General features: G+C 43.7%; 19 protein-coding genes. 6 read left to right on the forward strand and 13 right to left on the reverse strand.

Annotated elements, in window-relative coordinates:
• Positions 1-115: 115 nt before the first annotated feature.
• Positions 116-526, reverse strand: a complete 411-nt coding sequence (locus tag ACFSTG_RS08750) for an Ohr family peroxiredoxin (protein WP_380751225.1) — start codon at positions 524-526, stop codon at positions 116-118.
• 66 nt (positions 527-592) lie between these two features.
• Here ACFSTG_RS08750 and meaB point away from each other — a divergent pair, with 66 nt between their 5' ends.
• Positions 593-1,675, forward strand: a complete 1,083-nt coding sequence (gene meaB / locus ACFSTG_RS08755) for a methylmalonyl Co-A mutase-associated GTPase MeaB (RefSeq protein ID WP_380751824.1) — start codon at positions 593-595, stop codon at positions 1,673-1,675.
• Here meaB and ACFSTG_RS08760 read toward each other — a convergent pair.
• Positions 1,670-2,611 carry an NAD-dependent epimerase/dehydratase family protein gene (locus ACFSTG_RS08760; RefSeq protein WP_380751228.1) on the reverse strand — a complete coding sequence of 314 codons (942 nt, stop codon included), beginning with the start codon at positions 2,609-2,611 and terminating at the stop codon, positions 1,670-1,672. The genes meaB and ACFSTG_RS08760 overlap by 6 nt on opposite strands.
• Before the next feature lie 135 nt (positions 2,612-2,746).
• Here ACFSTG_RS08760 and ACFSTG_RS08765 point away from each other — a divergent pair, with 135 nt between their 5' ends.
• From ACFSTG_RS08765 to ACFSTG_RS08775, 3 genes are read left to right on the forward strand one after another with little or no spacing between them, the layout of a single operon-like run.
• Entirely contained in the window at positions 2,747-3,463 is a 717-nt protein-coding gene (locus ACFSTG_RS08765; RefSeq protein WP_380751231.1) for a glycosyltransferase family 2 protein, read from the forward strand.
• Complete coding sequence (locus ACFSTG_RS08770) at positions 3,456-4,079, forward strand: lipid-A-disaccharide synthase N-terminal domain-containing protein (RefSeq protein WP_380751234.1); 624 nt, start codon at positions 3,456-3,458, stop codon at positions 4,077-4,079. The genes ACFSTG_RS08765 and ACFSTG_RS08770 overlap by 8 nt, the downstream gene beginning before the upstream one ends.
• Entirely contained in the window at positions 4,072-5,694 is a 1,623-nt protein-coding gene (locus ACFSTG_RS08775; RefSeq protein WP_380751237.1) for an ArnT family glycosyltransferase, read from the forward strand. Before ACFSTG_RS08770 ends, ACFSTG_RS08775 begins: the two co-directional genes overlap by 8 nt.
• Here the strand turns inward: ACFSTG_RS08775 and ACFSTG_RS08780 are convergent.
• From ACFSTG_RS08780 to ACFSTG_RS08795, 4 genes are all read right to left on the reverse strand, one after another.
• Positions 5,660-6,253: a phosphatase PAP2 family protein gene (locus tag ACFSTG_RS08780; RefSeq protein ID WP_380751240.1), complete on the reverse strand. Its 594-nt coding sequence runs from the start codon at positions 6,251-6,253 to the stop codon at positions 5,660-5,662. The two genes, ACFSTG_RS08775 and ACFSTG_RS08780, sit on opposite strands and share 35 nt — an antisense overlap.
• 6 nt (positions 6,254-6,259) lie before the next feature.
• Entirely contained in the window at positions 6,260-6,487 is a 228-nt protein-coding gene (locus tag ACFSTG_RS08785) for a hypothetical protein (protein ID WP_380751243.1), read from the reverse strand.
• Between the two features lie 25 nt (positions 6,488-6,512).
• On the reverse strand, positions 6,513-7,883 hold the full coding sequence (locus tag ACFSTG_RS08790; RefSeq protein WP_380751246.1) for an MATE family efflux transporter: 1,371 nt from the start codon (positions 7,881-7,883) through the stop codon (positions 6,513-6,515).
• A 69-nt stretch (positions 7,884-7,952) separates the two neighbouring features.
• Positions 7,953-9,371, reverse strand: a complete 1,419-nt coding sequence (locus tag ACFSTG_RS08795) for a M20/M25/M40 family metallo-hydrolase (protein ID WP_380751249.1) — start codon at positions 9,369-9,371, stop codon at positions 7,953-7,955.
• A gap of 173 nt (positions 9,372-9,544) precedes the next feature.
• Here ACFSTG_RS08795 and ACFSTG_RS08800 point away from each other — a divergent pair, with 173 nt between their 5' ends.
• Positions 9,545-10,135 (forward strand): hypothetical protein, encoded by a 591-nt coding sequence (locus ACFSTG_RS08800; protein ID WP_380751252.1) that lies wholly within the window; start codon positions 9,545-9,547, stop codon positions 10,133-10,135.
• Position 10,136: 1 nt separating this feature from the next.
• Here ACFSTG_RS08800 and ACFSTG_RS08805 read toward each other — a convergent pair whose 3' ends face one another.
• From ACFSTG_RS08805 to ACFSTG_RS08835, 7 genes are all read right to left on the reverse strand, one after another.
• Positions 10,137-11,300, reverse strand: a complete 1,164-nt coding sequence (locus ACFSTG_RS08805; protein WP_380751255.1) for a sigma-54-dependent transcriptional regulator — start codon at positions 11,298-11,300, stop codon at positions 10,137-10,139.
• A gap of 4 nt (positions 11,301-11,304) precedes the next feature.
• Entirely contained in the window at positions 11,305-12,207 is a 903-nt protein-coding gene (locus ACFSTG_RS08810) for a DUF6268 family outer membrane beta-barrel protein (protein ID WP_380751258.1), read from the reverse strand.
• Entirely contained in the window at positions 12,197-13,102 is a 906-nt protein-coding gene (locus ACFSTG_RS08815; RefSeq protein ID WP_380751261.1) for a mechanosensitive ion channel family protein, read from the reverse strand. The genes ACFSTG_RS08810 and ACFSTG_RS08815 overlap by 11 nt, the downstream gene beginning before the upstream one ends.
• Positions 13,103-13,104: 2 nt before the next feature.
• Complete coding sequence (locus ACFSTG_RS08820) at positions 13,105-14,397, reverse strand: ABC transporter permease (RefSeq protein WP_380751264.1); 1,293 nt, start codon at positions 14,395-14,397, stop codon at positions 13,105-13,107.
• Entirely contained in the window at positions 14,390-15,319 is a 930-nt protein-coding gene (locus tag ACFSTG_RS08825) for an ABC transporter ATP-binding protein (protein ID WP_380751268.1), read from the reverse strand. The genes ACFSTG_RS08820 and ACFSTG_RS08825 overlap by 8 nt, the downstream gene beginning before the upstream one ends.
• 232 nt (positions 15,320-15,551) lie before the next feature.
• Positions 15,552-16,673 (reverse strand): molecular chaperone DnaJ, encoded by a 1,122-nt coding sequence (gene dnaJ, locus ACFSTG_RS08830; RefSeq protein ID WP_380751271.1) that lies wholly within the window; start codon positions 16,671-16,673, stop codon positions 15,552-15,554.
• Between the two features lie 34 nt (positions 16,674-16,707).
• Positions 16,708-17,295, reverse strand: a complete 588-nt coding sequence (locus ACFSTG_RS08835; RefSeq protein WP_380751274.1) for a nucleotide exchange factor GrpE — start codon at positions 17,293-17,295, stop codon at positions 16,708-16,710.
• A gap of 155 nt (positions 17,296-17,450) precedes the next feature.
• Between ACFSTG_RS08835 and ACFSTG_RS08840 the strand changes: the two genes are divergently transcribed.
• Positions 17,451-18,125, forward strand: a complete 675-nt coding sequence (locus tag ACFSTG_RS08840) for a YceI family protein (RefSeq protein ID WP_380751277.1) — start codon at positions 17,451-17,453, stop codon at positions 18,123-18,125.
• The last annotated feature ends 30 nt before the right edge of the window (positions 18,126-18,155 follow it).

Raw genomic sequence — 18,155 nt, forward strand, 5'->3', positions numbered from 1 at the left:
TTGAACCCCCAGAGAAGCCTTAAAGTCAGACCTCTGCCCGAAGAATAGAACCAGATCAAAAAAAAAGAAGCACCCTAAAGTGCTTCTTCATGTTCAACAATTATAAAATCAACAACTATTCGTCTTCGTCCAACATCAAATTTAGGGTGATGTCAATGTTATCACGTGTGGCCCAGGAATAGGTACATATTTCATGGGCTTCATTGATCATTTCTTCCCCGGTTTCAATATCTACCCCGGGAATATAAACATCAAGGTTCACAGACATTTCCCGGTCGCCCTCTTCGGTCTCTCCCAGATCAACAGACGCGGTGACACTGGCATCTTCCATAGCTACTTTATGTTCCTTTGCGACCTCTTGAAGGGCATTGAAGAAACTGGCAGAATATCCCGCTGCAAATAGCTGTTCAGCGATTGTTTTTTCCTCTCCTTTATTCAGTTCAAGGTCCAGGACTCCGTCATCTGTTCGCACATTCCTATCGTGACCACCGGTGGTGGTGGCTGTTACCGTATACAATGTCTTCATGGTGATCTTTATTTTATTAATTTAGTACTTCAATATACGAATAAGATATTCACTTATAAACATAAAATCAGTTTGGATAAAAAATCGGCTTTACATGAATCTGAAGGTACCGCGCCTTCTTCGGGGGTAAACGCCGAAGTTGCCAAAAGGATAAAAGAGGCCAGGAAGAAGGAGATCAATGTTGAAGAGCTGTACCGTGAGATCCTAAGCGGGAACAAATCGGCTCTCAGCAAAGGAATAACCCTGATTGAGAATACCAACCCTGTATTTGAAGAAAAAGCTTCCCGGCTAATTGAACTTTGTTTGCCTCATGCCAACAAATCGATAAGGATAGGTATCACCGGAGTTCCCGGGGTTGGAAAAAGTACTTTTATTGAAGCTTTCGGAATCTACCTGGCAGACAACGGAAAGAAAGTAGCTGTCCTGGCTGTAGATCCTTCCAGTACGGTTTCCAAAGGAAGCATTTTGGGAGACAAGACCCGGATGGAAACCCTGGTAAACCATAAAAATGCTTTCATTCGTCCTTCCCCCTCCGGCGATTCTTTGGGCGGGGTTGCAAGGACTACCAGGGAAAGTATCATTTTGTGTGAGGCAGCAGGTTTTGACACCTTACTTATAGAAACAGTGGGCGTGGGACAGAGCGAGACGACCGTGCACAGTATGACCGACTTCTTTCTGTTGCTTAAACTTGCCGGTGCCGGTGATGAACTGCAGGGTATCAAACGCGGGATCATTGAAATGGCCGATGCTATTGTGATCAATAAAGCTGATGGAGAAAACCGGAAGCCTGCTGAAAAGGCCCGTGCAGAATTTCGCAGGGCACTGCACCTTTACCCGCCAAAGGACAGCGGTTGGGAACCTAAGGTGCTGCTGGCCAGTTCACTTAAAAAGGAAGGGATCACCGAGGTTTGGGACCTGATAAATGAATTTCAAACTCTTACTAAAAAGAATGGTGGTTTTGACCACAAGAGGCATGAACAGAACAAATACTGGCTTCTCCAGACCATAAATGACCACTTAAAAAGCCGTTTTTACCACCATCCCGTGATCAAAAAGAGCCTTAAAAAAGAGTTACTTGCCCTGGAAAAGAATGAGACTACCCCTTTTAAGGCCGCGGCTTACTTACTTGAAAAATACCGGAAATTATAAAAAATTCTCCTTGTACCAGTTGATCTGATGCTGCAGGCCTTCCTTTAGAGAAGTGGCAGGACGGTACCCCAGTAATTTTTTCGCTTTTTGAATGTTCGCGAGAGTACGGTGCTGATCTCCCGCCCTTTTGGGAACTGCCTCAAGGGCTATCTTTTTACCCAGCAGCTCTTCCACCAAATGTATGCCCTCACCTGTCTTATATTCCTCTTCTGCCCCAAGGTTAATGATCTCCCCGTCTAACAGCTCATGTTTTTTAACCGCCTGTAAGATTCCTTCCACAATATCCCCTACATAAGTAAAGCTTCTCAAATGTTTTTCACTGCCCTCAAATACGGGAAAAGCTTCTCCTTTTATTCCGCAGGCGATAAGCCTGGTGTACAATTTTTCAGGTCGCTCACGTGGCCCGTACACAGAGAAAAGCCTCAGGGAGGAAGCCTTTATTTTACCTGACCTGCTTTCGGCCAGTACCAGCTGTTCCCCCGCCAGTTTGGTCACTCCGTACCAGGAGGCAGGTCTTGGCGGCACCGTTTCAGGAAAAGTAGCTTCCAGGCCATAAACAGAGGAGGTGGAAATATTGATAAAATGCCTGAGTTTCCTGTTTCGGTGAGCAAAATTAAGCAGGTTTTGTGTAGCTATTACATTATTGGTCAAATACAGTTCGAAAGTACTAGCGGAGGAAATACCCGGCTGTGCCGCAAAATGAACGATAAATTCAAAATCTTCGGGCAGGGCCTTAAATTCTTCGGGGGACCGTAGGTCTATTTTTTTTACTTCTATTCCTGCCTTGGCAAGCGCCTTTGCATTAAGCTCCTTAAGGGAGACATCGTAATAGTCTGAAAAATTATCTATTCCTGTTACTTCGTATCCTTCCAGTTGCAAACGTTCCGCAGCATGCGAACCTATGAACCCGGCGGCCCCGGTGACCAGTACTTTCATGTATGTTATTTAATTCCGAAGAAAGTTTCGGTATTGGAAAGCAAAATTAACAATCTTTCCAGAATATCGGGCTTTTAACCCCCTCCTTAAAAATCCATAATTATTATTGATACATTTGTACCCACATAATTTTTCATGGAATACCAGTTTACGATCATCGTTCCCCTGTACAATGAAGAGGAAAACCTGCTGCGCGTGGAGCAGGAACTAAGTAAATATCTTGCCAAAGCACCCATAAACACCTGCGTTCTCTTTGTGAACGACGGCTCAACAGATAACAGCCTTGAGCTGGTGGAGCAAATCTGCACCCGCAACAAAGATTTTAAATTCATTTCTTTTGAAGAGAACCGCGGACTTAGTGCAGCCATTAAGGCAGGTTTTGATCATAGCACCACTCCTTTAACGGGTTATATAGATTCAGACCTGCAAACAGACCCCGAAGATTTTGATTTGCTCCTGGAACAAATAGGAGAGTATGATTTGGTCACCGGAGTTCGAACAGACCGGAAGGATTCTTTTAAGAAAAACCTTTCTTCACTCATAGCCAACAACATTCGTCGCAGTTTCACCCATGACGGTATGGATGACACAGGGTGCCCGCTTAAGGTGATCAAGACTGACTATGCAAAACGTATCCCTATGTTCAAAGGTTTGCATCGCTTCTTGCCCGCAATGATCCTGCTGCAAAACGGGAAGATCAAACAGGTACCTGTAAGACATTATCCGCGCATTGCGGGAAAGGCAAAATTCCACTTGATGAACCGGCTGGTAGGCCCTTTTATTGACTGTTTTGCCTATTTGTGGATGAAGAGGAACTATATAAACTACAAGGTGGTTCGAAAAAATGAATAGCTGGCTGGTATACACCATAGGTTTTACTGCACAGATCCTTTTCTCTGCCAGATTGCTTATTCAATGGATCTCTTCAGAAAAAGAAAAAAAGGTCCTCACTCCCTCCACTTTCTGGAAACTTTCACTGCTCGCTTCTTTTCTGCTGTTCGTTTACGGCTATCTAAGAAGTGATTTTGCTATCATGTTAGGACAGGGCCTCACCTACTTTATTTACATTCGCAACCTGCAATTGCAGGGAGAATGGAACAAACTACCCAAATGGTTCAGGATCTTTCTGTGGATCTTCCCGGTGATCCTGGCCATATATTCTTACAATAACAACTCCTACGATATCCAGAAGCTCTTCTTTAATGAAGACATTCCGCTTTGGTTGCTGGTACTGGGTTCTGGGGCACAGGTGGTTTTCACCTTCAGGTTCCTTTACCAGTGGATATATTCAGAAAAGATCAGAGAATCCATACTCCCGTTGGGGTTTTGGATTCTTAGCCTTACCGGCGCCAGCCTTATTCTTATCTATGCCGTGCTGCGGAAGGACCCCGTGTTATTGGCTGGGCACCTTATAGGCAGTATTATTTACACCCGTAATATTATCTTAAGCCGAAAAGAATATGCCTGAAGTTTCTAAAAAGTACCTGTGGATCCTGATGGCCGTGGGAGCTATGATCTTCCTTGCCAATCTTGACGTGATCTACGTGAACATCATGGAAGCCCGTAATTTCGTGACTGCCCGGGAAATGGTAAATGATGGCAACTGGTTACTCACAACCCTTAACGCCGAACCCCGATATGAGAAACCACCGTTGCCCACATGGCTTACAGCGATAAGCGCGATGATCTTTGGCTTTGACAGTCTGTTTGGGCTGCGCCTTCCGGCCGCTTTGATCACTCTCATGTTGCTGTATTTTTTCTACCGTTTCATCACCAAACTGGAGGTGCCTGAAAAATTGGCTTTTATCGCCTCCCTGGTTCTTTCCTCTTCCTTCTATATCATTTTTGCCGGCCGTAACGGGCAATGGGATATTTTTACCCACGGGTTTATGATGGGCTCGATTTATTTTTTGTGGAAGTTTTTCAGAACAAATGAAGGGGAGGTGAAAAATGCCCTTTTTGCCGCCCTGTTCTTTGGGTTCTCCTTTATGAGCAAAGGGCCGGTGTCGCTGTTTGCCTTACTGCTCCCCTTTATTATCGCTTATGGGGCGGTCTATAAGTTCAAAGGTTTTAAAAGAAAAGGCAAGGCCTTTCTCCTGTTTCTGATAGTGGCAGTTATATTGAGCGGCTGGTGGTTCCTTTATGTGCGCCTTAAAGATCCCATTGCCTTTATGGAGATCACCACCCGGGAAACCAGCAACTGGGCCGGTTATAATGTTCGACCTTTCTACTATTACTGGAGCTTTTTCACCCAGAGCGGTATTTGGACCATTCCGGCTTTTGTGGCCCTTCTTTACCCCTATCTCAAAAACAGGGTGATCAATCCAAAGGCTTACCGGTTCTCTTTTTGGTGGACCATGGCAGCCGTGCTGTTACTGTCTGTCATTCCCGAAAAGAAGTCGAGGTACCTTTTACCCGTCCTCATTCCTATGGCGCTTAACACTGCCTTTTACATTGAATATCTTTTCAGGAGGTTTAAACAACTCCCCAAAAATGAGAAATGGATCGTATATTTTAACCACGGACTTATCGCTCTGATAGGGATCGCCTTCCCGGTAGCAGGATACTTTGTGCTGAAACCTGACGGGTATTGGTTCTGGTTCATTGCGACTTCTGTCGTGCTGTTCTCAATTGGAGTAGGTATTCTCTATTTTTTAAAAAATCAGGAATATCCAAAAGTGTTCTATCTTACGGTAGCCTTTATCTGCGGAATTATGGTCTTCGGATTTCCGCTTTCCAATGCCTTTTTGGAAAACCCTGATTTCAGAAATTTCTCTGAACTTCGGAAAAAAGCCGATGCCGGGAACTTTAAGGTCTATGAATATAATGCCGGAAGTCCTGAAATTATATGGGAATACGGTAAACCCCTGGAAAATATACCCGAAAATTACGATCAACTTCCGCAGGAAAAAAAATACGGACTCCTGTTGCTTGAAAAGGATACCTTACTTCTGAAGGAATTACAGGCAGATTATGACATTCTTTCCGAAGAAAGGTATGACCTTAACTATGTGAATCCTGAGGCTTCAGGGTACAAGGACAGGTTGATCAGGAGGTTTTTCCTTCTTCAGGAGAAGGAATAGAAAAATACCTTTTCAGAATGTATTTCCACAGCTTATAGAAAAGAAGTCCCAGAAGTATCCCAAAGAACCATCCCGTAATGATATCCCCGGGATAATGCACTCCCACATAAATACGGCTATAGGAGACCAGAATTGCCCAAAAGACCAGAACTAAAAAGATCCCGCGCCAGTAAGGCCTTAGGATGAATCCGAGGAAAACGGTGAGTGCGGCAGAACTGGCGGCATGGGCAGAGAAATATCCGTAGCGCCCACAACGAACGGCAATATAACGGGCATACTCCATCACACCTTCCTGCCTGCATGGTCGGGGCCGTTCAAAACCGTGTTTAAAGATATTCGCAAGCTGGTCTGTGAAGGTGATGAGAAGGGCAACAAAAACCAGGGTTACCATTGTCTTTTTAATCCCAAAACTGCGATAAATAAGGTACAGTAGCAAAGCATAGAATGGGATGGAGGTAAGTTTATCTGTGACGAAGTTCCAGAAATTATCCCAGGGAGTACTACCAAGGTTGTTCAAAAACAGAAAAAGTTCCTGATCTATTTCTACCAACTGCTCCATAAAGAATTAATCTTCGTAACGGGATATTTCCCTATCGTAAAATTCGGTGGCCTGTTTGATTAGACCTTCGGTTTCTGAGGCCAGTTCTTTTTCATCTGAAGAATCAAAATCCTCCAGCCACTCCACTTCATCATTTTCCAGGTTCAGGATAAAGCGTGGAAATTCGGTGTGAATGATAAAAATAGCCGCGGGATAATCTGTATTATCACCCAGTAGAAATTTTGGAAAATCCATAATAAGAGAAATATTTATTTAGTTTTTAAGCGTTAACCTGTTGCCGGGCTTCAGATTCTACCAGCAGTTTTTTGCTCAAATAATTGAACCGAATATACAACATTAATGCGGAAGCAGACAGGCCGGCGAGCAACCCGTACCATATCCCCATGCTCCCCAGGGCATCTTTTTTACCCAGGAAAAAAGACACCGGAAAACCAATGATCCAATATGCAATAAAACATATTATTGTGGGCACCTTTACATCCTGAAGCCCACGTAAGGCTCCAAGGATCACCACCTGTAAACCATCACTTAGCTGGAAAAGAGCTGCTACAATCAATAGTTGCGCAGCCAGCAAAATAACGGCCGTGTTGTCTATATACAAAGTAGGTAACCAGTCTTTCAACAGGATAAAACCTACCGCGAATACCGCTTCAATCAAGAACACCAACAGGAAAGTAGAATAAGCGATCCTTCTCAGGTCCCTGAAATTAGCTTTACCTTTTTGATTTCCTACCCTTATGGTCGCCGTCACCCCTAGTCCCACCGCTACCATAAAGGTCATTGAGGCGAGGTTAAGTGCGATCTGGTTTGCAGCCTGCGGATTGGTGCCCAGGGTTCCCGCAAGGAAAACCGTAGCCGTAAAGATCGCCACCTCAAACAGCATTTGTAAGGCAGTAGGGAAGCCCAGAGAAAACAGCCTTTTAAAAATGTGCATTTTGAGCAGCTCTTTTCTTGACCAGGTAAAGTACTCCCTGAATTTCTTTTTTCGGCGCAGGATCTCCCAAATAAACCAGAGCATGAAGAACCTCGAAATGAGGGTGCCGGTAGCGGCTCCTTCCACTTCCAACCGGGGGAAGATCCAAACCCCGTAAATAAGTAAATAGTTGAAGACCACGTTCACTACATTGGCAATTAAGGTGGCGTACATGGCATATTTTGTCTGGGAAAGTCCGTCAGCAAATTGTTTATAGGCCTGGAACAGCATCAACGGGATCATGGAAAAAGCGACGATCTCGAGATAGGGAATCGCAAGATCAACTACTTCGGGCGGCTGGTCCAGATGATAAAGTATGGGTTTGGCCAGGAGCAGCAGCAGGAACAGGAATACCCCATTGATGCCACACATTATGATGCCGTGGTGAAAATAGCTTTTTCCGGTCTCAATATCCCCGGCACCGTCAGCTTCAGCAATAAGAGGAGTGATGGCAAATGAAAAACCAATTCCCAGGGAAAGAGCGATAAAGACAAGACTATTTCCAAGAGAAACCGCCGCCAGGGGGGCAGCTCCCAGCCGGCCTACCATAATATTATCTGCCAGGCCCACCATAACATGGCCCAACTGTCCCAGCATTACCGGGTAGGCGATATTAAGGTTCTTACTAAATTCTCTCGTATAGGCTGTAACAGGCACCCTCTGAAGTTTTGAGGGTGCAAAGATAATAAGTTTCCCAGCCTGCAGGTACTATTCCTGCTATTCTTTCTACTTAAGGATCTCTTTCTCCGGCACCTGTTCAAAGCCGTACGTGTCTACCAGGTACACGAGAGAAGCCATAGTTGCTGCTCCCAGTTCCAGTTCCCTCTTGTTAATCGCATCAAAGGTATCTGTTGCGGCATGGTGATAGTCAAAATACCGTTGGGAGTCTGGTCTTAATCCGGCCAGTACGGTGTTCCCTCCTTTAAGCGGACCAATATCTGCCCCACTGCCTCCTAATTCAAAGTAATGGATAAGATAAGGTTTGAAAAGCGATTGCCAGGACTGGATCTTTTTGAATTGGGAAGGAGATGCGTCAAACGAGAAACCGCGTGGGGTAAAACCTCCGGCATCACTCTCCAGGGCAAAAATGTGGTTTTCACGATTCTTTTTTGCGACCTCGGCATATTTGTTCCCACCGCGCAGGCCGTTCTCTTCATTCATGAACAATACTACCCTAATGGTCCTTTTTGGCCTGATCCCGCTCTCCTTGAACAAACGGAGTACTTCCATTGACTGTACTACGCCGGCACCATCATCATGAGCTCCGTCACCAATATCCCAGGAATCCAGATGTCCTCCAACCACAATGATCTCATCAGGAAACTGGCTGCCTTTGATCTCACCTATCACGTTATGGGATTCTACATCCTCATAATTGCGACAGCTCATTTTATAGTAAAAATCAAGATCGGGGTTCAGTCTAAGCATACTGCTGAGATATTCAGCATCTTTCGTGCTGATGGCCGCAGCCGGAATTCGCTTCTCGTCTGGGAGATCGCCATAGCTCATAGAGCCGGTGTGGGGATACTCATCTATCTTGTGACTAAGTGATCTAACGATCACTCCCGCAGCACCAAATTTTGCAGCTTCCTGTGCCCCGGCATACCGCTGGTCAACACATCCGCCATAAGCTTCAAAGGTATGAATGAGATCTGCACGCATAGGGCGGTTATAAAAAATGATCTTTCCTTCTATCTGCTCCCTGCCGTAATGGGCAAGATCTTCAAGCCCCTGCACTTCGATTACTTTAGCTCTTAAACCGGTTTCTGGAGTTGCTACAGAACCTCCCAGAGCGGTAATATTCACTGTCGTAGTGGGACTATCTGCAGATTGTATATAAGCATATTCTTTTGCCCCGCGTGTCCATTTGGGCACCATAACAGGCTGTAGCCATACGCTGTCCAGATCAAGTTTTTCCAGTTCTGTCTTTGTGTATTCCACCGCCTGAGCTGCATTCACAGATCCGGAAAGCCTTCCCCCGATTTTGTTGGAGAGGTGGTCCAGCCAGGCATAACTTTTTCCGTTTAGGAGTGACATATCATATAACTTCCTAAGATTAAGAGAGTCCTGTTCTTCAAAAGACATTTGAGCGACAGCGTTATAACTAAATGCGACAAGAAAAATTAATGACAGATACTTTTTCATATTCTTCAGAATAAAATGAGGTTAACAAAAATAGAAAACCAAAATAAACAGGTCCTGATTTTCAGGTAATATTAAATGTTTTTAACCTTTTCTATGAGGCACTACCTTTTTTCCTTTGGAGGTAGCCACTCTATTGAGGCTATTTTTTTATCTTTCGGCAAAAATCGGGCCTTGTGAACAAACAGCAAATTATAAAGAACGTTTCCACCCTGCTACAGGAGATTCCAACATCCATGGAGATCGTAAAGGATGATCATAAACGGGAAAAACGTTTCGATTACCTGGCGAAATATATGGTGGAAAAGGCCATTGAAAAGGATGCGCTCATTGTTTCTGATGACGGTAAAGGGATCGCTATCCTATTCCGGACCAATAGCAACGATAAAAACTTCTGGAAAGATACCATCCAGGACATCAAACTGGCGCTTAATGTGACCGGGATCAAAAAAGGGCTCAAAGCCATGAAGACCCAGTCTTACGTCAAGAGTCAGAGACCCAAAGAAGGGGATTATCTCTACTGCTGGTTTTGGGGTATTCTCTCTGACGCCCGTGGCAGTGATGATAGCAAAACGGCCTATAACATGAAGAACCAGTTCTATGCCAGGGCTCAGGAATTACAATTGCCCATCTATGCTGAGACCAGGATAAGACGCATTAGCATCGCCTATCAACGTTACGGCTTTAAGCAATTCAATGAATGGGATCACCCCAGCGGGGGTAAGATGTATTTTTTGAAATACTCCCCCCCTCCAAAGGAGAAATAGTTTATTTGCTCGCAAAAAGCTGCACATCTTCCTTACTTACCTCACTGCCGCCAAGGATAATAAGACGCTCCACCACATTTCTGAGCTCCCGTATGTTTCCGGTCCAGTTGTATTCCTTCAACAGCTTAAGAGCGTCTTCAGAAAAGGTCTTTTTGTTCATACCCTGTTCCTCACTTATCTTTTCGGCGAAATAACTTATCAGGAGTGGAATATCATCCCGGCGTTCATTTAACGGTGGTACTTTTATAAGTATGACCGCCAGCCTGTGATAAAGGTCTTCCCTGAATTTCTTCTCCTCGATCTCTCTTTTCAAATCCTTATTAGTAGCCGCGATCACCCGTACATCAACCTTGATATCCTTATCACTTCCTACCCTGGAGATCTTGCTCTCCTGCAAGGCCCTCAAAACCTTTGCCTGGGCAGAAAGACTCATATCCCCCACCTCATCAAGGAAGATCGTACCACCGTTGGCGGCCTCAAACTTCCCGGCCCTGTCTTTATTAGCCGAGGTGAAAGCACCTTTGACATGGCCAAATAATTCACTCTCGATAAGTTCTGAAGGGATCGCTGCACAGTTCACCTCGATCATAGGCCCTGCAGAACGTTCGCTCTTTTGATGCAGCCAGTGTGCAACAAGTTCTTTTCCCGTACCGTTAGGACCGGTAATAAGAACCCGTGCATCTGTAGGTGCCACTTTTTCAATGATATCCTTTATTCTTTGGATAGGTTCAGATTCCCCTATCATCTCAAAGTTCTTACTCACTTTTTTCTTGAGGCGGGTATTTTCTACCATCAGCTCCTTGCGGTCAAGGGCATTTCGCACAATATTAAGGAGCCGGTTAAGGTCAGGGGGTTTAGAGATGTAATCAAAAGCTCCCATTCTCATGGTTTGTACCGCTGTGTCGAGGTCACCGTGTCCCGAGATCATTACCATAGGGATCTCAGGCTTGAGCTTTTTAACCGCATCCAACACCTCTACCCCATCCATTTTAGGCATTTTGATATCACAAAGGACCAGGTCATATTCGTTTTCCCTTATTTTTTCTATCCCCTCAAGACCGTCTGCAGCTTCCTCCACTTCGTAGGTTCCATTCTCTTCTGTAAGGATCTTGGTCAAAACCCTTCTTATCGCAGCTTCGTCCTCAATTAATAATATTTTCGGCATGCTTTTATATTTTAAATTTCAACCCGCTTCGGGCATAAAAAGTATTTGAATTATTTACCGGAAAAACCTCGTCTTTACTACCATCACGCAAGCGAATATCGTTCATTAAGGTATGTCCGGCATACAGGTAATATACTAAATGTTTCGTAAAGTTATATTCATATCCCATCCCTGCCAGGACGATGGTCATCGAAATATTTTCGGCTATTTCACCCGTGCTCCTTAACCTTCTGTTATCCTGAATATTGGCAAAGAATCCGTCAAGGGTAGCAAATGCCTGCAAGTGATTTTTTTGATTAAAGGAATATTTTACATTGGTTTTAGGGATTCCCAGGGAATAAGACCAGTCAGGATGAAATTCCCGGTAATAATTGATCACCGGTAAGGGGAACGGGAAACCCGAAGTAGTGGAGTAATGTAATCCTGCAATAAGTCTCCAGGGGGTAGGGGCCTGGTCTTCTCCTGTCCTGTCTTTTATAAAGAAGAAGGCCCCGGTGTAAATGAGATCATCCTTAATAGGTTTTCCGGTCTCAAAATTGGAAGCAAACATGGTACCCGCCTTTGCGGCAAAGCGCCAGTCATTTTTCATTTTGAAAGTATACCCCAGGTTTAAACTGAAAGACTGGAACCTGTCAAGTTCCCCCTTTTTGTCAAACGGGGTATAATCTTTAAACTTGAAATTAATATTCTCATACTCTATTCCCGGTACCAGGTAACTTTCATTTTCACCCATCTTTATGGGGAAATTCACGTGCGTACGAAATCGCCGGAAGGAATTGTCTGAATTTGTCTGCGGGAAATAAGTATATTCAATTCGGGCGAGATCTGTAGATTGTGCCTTCCCAGCAATTCCCGATGTTGTGATCAATAATAACAAAAAGAATCTTTTGAAAAAGCTATTCATCATTTTCTTCTTTTAAATTCCCGTCCCTCCTGAAAACATGTATATCTCTTTGTGGGAATGGAATGGTTATGTTATTTTCTCTGAATTTCTGGTCTATCTTATATCGCACCTGACTCTTGATCTTGGGATCAACAAAACTGTCAGTAACAAAAAAGTTCACAGAAAAAACCAGGGCAGAATCCCCGAAATCCTCAAAAAGCACAAAGGGAGTGGGCTTGTCTGCAATACCCGCCTGTTCTTTTACACTATCAAGCATCAGGTTCTTCACCAGGGTGGTATCACTCCCATATGCTACCCCTACCCGTACCAGTTCCCGTGTAGTACGGTGGTTCTGGGTGAAATTCAGAATAATATCACTGGTAAATTTATGGTTGGGTATGATCATCACCTTATCATCCCGGGTAAGAAGCCTGGTAGTTCTTAGTTTGATGTCGATGACCCGGCCTACTTTGCCATCCATCTCAACCACATCCCCCACCAGCAACGACTTGTCCACGATAATGAAAAGTCCGCCAATAATGTCCTGAAAAAGTTCCTGCAGGGCAAACCCTAATCCTACGAAAAGAGCTGCAGATGCAGTAAGTAAAATGGTAATATCAATTCCTACAGAACTAAGCGTAATGATCACCACGATGACATAAACCAGATACCTGAAAAATTTAAATACGCTTATGAACTTTAGTTTGTCGGCCTCTCCAAGCTTTCGGGTAAAGAAGATCCTTATCCACCTCATTATGATGTTGGTAAGCAGGAACGCCAAAATGACCAGGAGCACCACACCCACCGTGATCCTCCCAAATTCCATTGGTATGAGCGTGAAATCCAGAAAACTGAGAATGCTTCCCCAGATGTCTTCCTCGATCACTTCCTTTACCTGTTCAACTCCGCTCTGTTGCATTTCTAATATTTAAGCCATTTATATAATTCCTTATAACTCGGTTTTTTGCCGTACATAAGTATGCCCACCCTGTAGATCTTGGCCGCAACCCAAACCGTGCCGGCAATGGTAAGGAACAGTATCAATACAGACACGATCAATTCCCACCAGGGCACCCCAAAAGGAATCCTCATGAGCATAACAATAGGGGAAGTCAACGGGATCATGGAAAAGACCGTAGATACCACACCATGCGGATTCTCTATGACAGAGAAGAACCCAACATAGATACCCAGCATAAGCGGCAGGATCAAGGGAAACATGAACTGTTGAGTATCAGTCTCGTTATCTACCGCCGCGCCAATAGCTGCATAAATAGAACTGTAAAGAAAATACCCGCCAATAAAATAAACCAGAAAACTAATAAGAAGGGTAAGCATAGGCAACCGCGCAATGTCTATTACCAGTTGCTGCAGGTCATTCTCTGAAAGCTGCTCCATTGCCTGTTGCTGCGGACTATTTATGGCGCTCACATCTACTCCCGCCATTGACGACATGATAGTGAGCATTACCCCGCCCAGGATCACCCAAATAAAGAATTGAGTAATTCCTGCAAAAGAAGTTCCCAAAATTTTGCCCAGCATTAAATGGATTGGCTTGACAGAAGAAATGATAATCTCGATGATGCGGTTGGTCTTTTCTTCGATCACGCTGCGCATCACCATGTTTCCGTAAATGATGATAAACATCATCAACAGGTATCCGGCAGCTCCTCCAAAGAACATCTTTACGTAATTAGACATTTTGGAGGTTCTTTCTCCGGAAAAATTCTGGATCTGTATATTAATCTTCGCCTCAGATTCTTCAATAAGCTTGACATCTATACCCCTCGCCTGAAGTTGCCTGTTGGTAAGCTTGTTCCCTATGATCTTTTCGATCTGGGTCAGGAATCCGAAGGCAGGAGCCTCTTTGGCGAAGAAGTCTACACCGGGAACAATATTTTCCTCGATTTCCGGAATATGCAGAAGGCCGTAATAATTCTTTTCCTTCACAAGGGTCTTGGCATCTTCCAGAGGCAATGAAGAAAGATCAATATACCTTACTTCTTCCGAAGTTATAAGCTCTGAAATGAACAATCCACTTTCATCATTTACTGCCACAAGACGCTGTTCGTCCTTATTAAGGCTTGCCAGGTAAGCAATTAAAAGGATCATACCCACCAGGAAAAGCGGGCTCAAAAAAGTCATAACAATAAAAGTCTTATTCTTTACTCTTGCGAGATATTCCCTTTTTATGATAAGCCTGAGGTTACGCATTAGTGGTGACGGTTTGAATGAATATATCATTTACTGAAGGGATAACCTCTACAAAATGGTTGATTTGTGCCTGTGAAGTGAGGTAGATCAACAGGTCATTGGGAGAGGCGTCTTCGCCAATCTGGATTCTCAACTTCAGGTCGTCGTCAATGCTCTTGAACTGCGCATCACTTATTTTGAATCGCTCATTCAGATCCTTTCTAAGCATCCCGGGGTTTTGCGTTATAATACCCACTTCATAGGTATTGGATTTATATTGTCTTTTTATCTCGTCTACTTTCCCATCCAGTAACTTGTTCCCTTTATGGATAAGGGCCATATGATCACAAAGTTCTTCGACACTCTCCATCCTATGGGTGGAAAACACAATAGTAGCACCTTCTTCTCTTAACTGAAGGATCTCATCCTTGATAAGGTTTGCATTCACGGGGTCGAACCCACTAAAGGGCTCATCAAATATAAGTAGTTTGGGACGGTGGAGAACAGTAACCACAAATTGTACTTTTTGAGCCATTCCTTTTGAAAGCTCCTGGATCTTTTTGTCCCACCAATCTTCTATTCCCAGTCTTTCAAACCAGTAATGCAGTCTCTTTTTGGCCTCTGCCTTTGACAGGCCTTTTAACTGGGCCAGATAAAGGGCCTGCTCCCCTACTTTCATCGATTTGTAAAGTCCCCTTTCTTCAGGAAGGTATCCAATATGTTTTATATCTGAAGGGTGCAAAGGATGCCCATCCAGGTACATTTGTCCGTTACTTGGCAGGATGATCTGGTTGATAATTCGAATAAAGGTTGTTTTTCCGGCACCGTTTGGGCCTAAGAGGCCAAAAATGCTACCCCTGGGAATAGAAAGGGAAACATTGTGTAGTGCAGTAAATTCTCCAAATGTCTTTGAAATATTTTCTGCTACCAGGAGGTTCTCCATAGATGTGGTTTGATGTAAATATATTGAAATGCTGAAAATGAAATTTTAAGATTAGGAAGATTTTAAGATACTGCAGCAGCTGAAATGGCAGCCCGTATACCCACCTTCAAAAAAACAAAACCCACCCTTAATCGCTCAAGGGTGGGAAAAAAATTGCTATGAAAAAGAAAAATTATCACTAATTGTGTGTAGTGATGCTCAAATATATGCAAAAAAAATTAACATTCACAAATTATGTAAACATATCTTTAACTTTTTCAAAGAAGGATTTATCTGATTTTTCTGGTCGCGGTTGAAAATGTTCGTCAGTGGCCATTCTTTCAAAGAAATCACGCTGCTCACGGCTCAGGGTCTTTGGCGTCCACACATTTACGTGTACCAACAAGTCTCCCCTGCCGTACCCGTTTATATTTGGTATACCTTTTCCGCGAAGGCGAAGGATCTTTCCTGACTGTACTCCTTCATCTATCTTGATACGCACTTTCCCGGTCACGGTATCTATCTCTCTTGAGGTTCCCAGGGTAGCTTCAGAGAAACTAATGTACAGGTCATAGTGTAAATTATCACCCTCACGCTGCAATACAGGATGTTCTTTTTCTTCAATGGCTACCAACAGGTCGCCGGGCACCCCGTTACCGGGAGCATCATTTCCTTTACTGGAAACCTTTAACTGCATTCCTTCAACCACCCCCGCAGGGATCTTGATGGATACAGTCTCTTCATGCATTATTAATCCATGAGCATCTGCTTCAGCAGGTTTGCTGTCAATGATCTGTCCGCTACCGCCACAAGAGGTACAAGGGGAAGCAGTTTGCATTCTTCCTAAAATGGTATTGGTAACCCGGGTAACCTGGCCACTACCGTGACAGGTAGGACAGGTCTTGTAAGTGGTTCCTTTAGCCTGGATCTTACGTTTGACCTTTATCTTCTTCTCCACCCCGTTAGCGATCTCTTCAAGGGTAAGGGAAACCCGAATCCTCAGGTTACTGCCTTTCACTCTTCGCTGACCACCGCCAAAGCCTCCGCCAAATCCGCCAAAACCTCCGCCGCCGCCAAAGGCACCGCCAAAGATATCCCCGAACTGGCTGAAGATATCATCCATATTCATGCCGCCGCCGCCAAAGCCGCCGCCTTCAAAAGCCTGATGGCCAAAGCGGTCATACCTGGCGCGCTTGTCTTCATTGCTGAGAACCTCGTATGCCTCGGCTGCTTTCTTGAACATATCTTCTGCCCTGGAATCTCCCGGATTTTTATCGGGATGAAATTCAATAGCTTTCTTGCGATATGCCTTTTTGATCTCTGCAGTAGTCGCGTTCTTACTTAAACCCAGTATTTCGTAATAATCCTGTTTCATTATAAAGTGCTGTTCTTGTTTTTCCTGTTATAAACTATTTACCGGTCACTACCTTTGGATAGCGAATAATACGGTCTCCCAGTTTATAACCTTTCTCTACTACGTCAACAATCCTGCCCTTTAATTTATCTGAAGGTGCAGGTATCTGTGTAATGGCTTCATGAACATCGGCATCAAAAAAGTCTCCCTCTTTTACTTCCATTTGCTCCAGCCCTTTGGCACGCAGTGTTTCTTTGAATTTATTATGAATAAGCTGCACCCCTTTAAGAAGGTCTTTATCCTTTGCTTTTGTTATTTCATTCAAGGCGCGGTCCAAATCATCAAGTACCGGTAACATAGAAGTAATGACATCCTGTCCCGCCGTCTTGAACATCTCGATACGCTCTTTGCTGGTTCGGCGTTTATAATTTTCAAACTCGGCAAATAATCTCAGGAATTTATCCTTTTCCTTTTCAAGGTCAGCTTTCAACTTATCTTTTTCAGATTTATAGTCTTCGTCCTGACCTGATTCAGAGCCTTTTCCTTCGGCTTCTCCGATAGCTTCATCAAGTATTTCCTCTACCTGATCTTTTAAACTTTCTTCTTCTGATATATTTTCTTCGTTACGTTCTTTTTCGCTCATTTCAATAAAGTTTATTTCAGTCTTTCATCAGACAAAAGTGCTGCCAATAACTGCAAAATGTCAAAATGTCACCAGAAAGATTTAGTAATAATTTAAGATTCTTTGCGGGTCAAAAATCTAATTTTACCCTTTAAATCAAAAATCAAATAATTAAAATGAATAAAAGAATTTTAAATCTAATGGTCATCGCCGGGGTTACCCTGGGATCTGTAGCTTGTAAAAATGATAAATCCAATGAAGTTGCCACCGGGGAAGCCAGGGAGGCAGCAGCAGCCACTGAGGAAGCTGTGACCTACAAAATAGATACTACTGCCTCTACCATTGAGTGGAGAGGAACCAAACCTACCGGGGAACACAAGGGTACGATCAATATTCAGTCTGGAGACATTTCTGCTACAACTGATGAGGTCACCAGCGGAAAGGTAACAATTGACATGAACAGCATTAAGGTTACAGACGAAGGGATGGCAGACAAAGACAGAGCAAGTCTTGAAAACCATTTGAAGGGAACTGTAGAAGGAAAAGAAACAGATTTTTTCAATGTTGAAAAATTTCCTACTGCTACCTTCGAGATCACCGGCATAACTGAAGAGAATGGCCAAAAAATGCTTCAGGGAAATCTTACTCTAAAAGATGAGACAAAAAATATTCAATTTCCTGTAGACACAGATATTGAAGATGATGAGTTAACCCTTGAAAGTGAAACTTTCACCATAAACAGAACAAACTGGAAGGTGAACTATGGTTCTAAATCTGTTTTTGATAACCTGGGGGATAACTTCATCAGTGATGATATGGAGCTAACCATCAAGGTGAAGGCTACAAAATAATTCAGTAAGACATATGTAAACTGCGGAAAA

The sequence above is a fragment of the Salinimicrobium flavum genome (assembly GCF_042684505.1).
In the GTDB taxonomy this organism is placed as follows: domain Bacteria; phylum Bacteroidota; class Bacteroidia; order Flavobacteriales; family Flavobacteriaceae; genus Salinimicrobium; species Salinimicrobium flavum.

What these genes read in the sequence shown, in the direction of transcription:
- ACFSTG_RS08750 (WP_380751225.1), bottom strand. Translation starts at nt 526, where the DNA reads ATGAAGACATTGTATACGGTAACAGCCACCACCACCGGTGGTCACGAT.
- ACFSTG_RS08760 (WP_380751228.1), bottom strand. Translation starts at nt 2,611, where the DNA reads ATGAAAGTACTGGTCACCGGGGCCGCCGGGTTCATAGGTTCGCATGCT.
- ACFSTG_RS08765 (WP_380751231.1), top strand. Translation starts at nt 2,747, where the DNA reads ATGGAATACCAGTTTACGATCATCGTTCCCCTGTACAATGAAGAGGAA.
- ACFSTG_RS08770 (WP_380751234.1), top strand. Translation starts at nt 3,456, where the DNA reads ATGAATAGCTGGCTGGTATACACCATAGGTTTTACTGCACAGATCCTT.
- ACFSTG_RS08775 (WP_380751237.1), top strand. Translation starts at nt 4,072, where the DNA reads ATGCCTGAAGTTTCTAAAAAGTACCTGTGGATCCTGATGGCCGTGGGA.
- ACFSTG_RS08780 (WP_380751240.1), bottom strand. Translation starts at nt 6,253, where the DNA reads ATGGAGCAGTTGGTAGAAATAGATCAGGAACTTTTTCTGTTTTTGAAC.
- ACFSTG_RS08785 (WP_380751243.1), bottom strand. Translation starts at nt 6,487, where the DNA reads ATGGATTTTCCAAAATTTCTACTGGGTGATAATACAGATTATCCCGCG.
- ACFSTG_RS08795 (WP_380751249.1), bottom strand. Translation starts at nt 9,371, where the DNA reads ATGAAAAAGTATCTGTCATTAATTTTTCTTGTCGCATTTAGTTATAAC.
- ACFSTG_RS08805 (WP_380751255.1), bottom strand. Translation starts at nt 11,300, where the DNA reads ATGCCGAAAATATTATTAATTGAGGACGAAGCTGCGATAAGAAGGGTT.
- ACFSTG_RS08810 (WP_380751258.1), bottom strand. Translation starts at nt 12,207, where the DNA reads ATGATGAATAGCTTTTTCAAAAGATTCTTTTTGTTATTATTGATCACA.
- ACFSTG_RS08815 (WP_380751261.1), bottom strand. Translation starts at nt 13,102, where the DNA reads ATGCAACAGAGCGGAGTTGAACAGGTAAAGGAAGTGATCGAGGAAGAC.
- ACFSTG_RS08820 (WP_380751264.1), bottom strand. Translation starts at nt 14,397, where the DNA reads ATGCGTAACCTCAGGCTTATCATAAAAAGGGAATATCTCGCAAGAGTA.
- ACFSTG_RS08825 (WP_380751268.1), bottom strand. Translation starts at nt 15,319, where the DNA reads ATGGAGAACCTCCTGGTAGCAGAAAATATTTCAAAGACATTTGGAGAA.
- dnaJ (WP_380751271.1), bottom strand. Translation starts at nt 16,673, where the DNA reads ATGAAACAGGATTATTACGAAATACTGGGTTTAAGTAAGAACGCGACT.
- ACFSTG_RS08835 (WP_380751274.1), bottom strand. Translation starts at nt 17,295, where the DNA reads ATGAGCGAAAAAGAACGTAACGAAGAAAATATATCAGAAGAAGAAAGT.
- ACFSTG_RS08840 (WP_380751277.1), top strand. Translation starts at nt 17,451, where the DNA reads ATGAATAAAAGAATTTTAAATCTAATGGTCATCGCCGGGGTTACCCTG.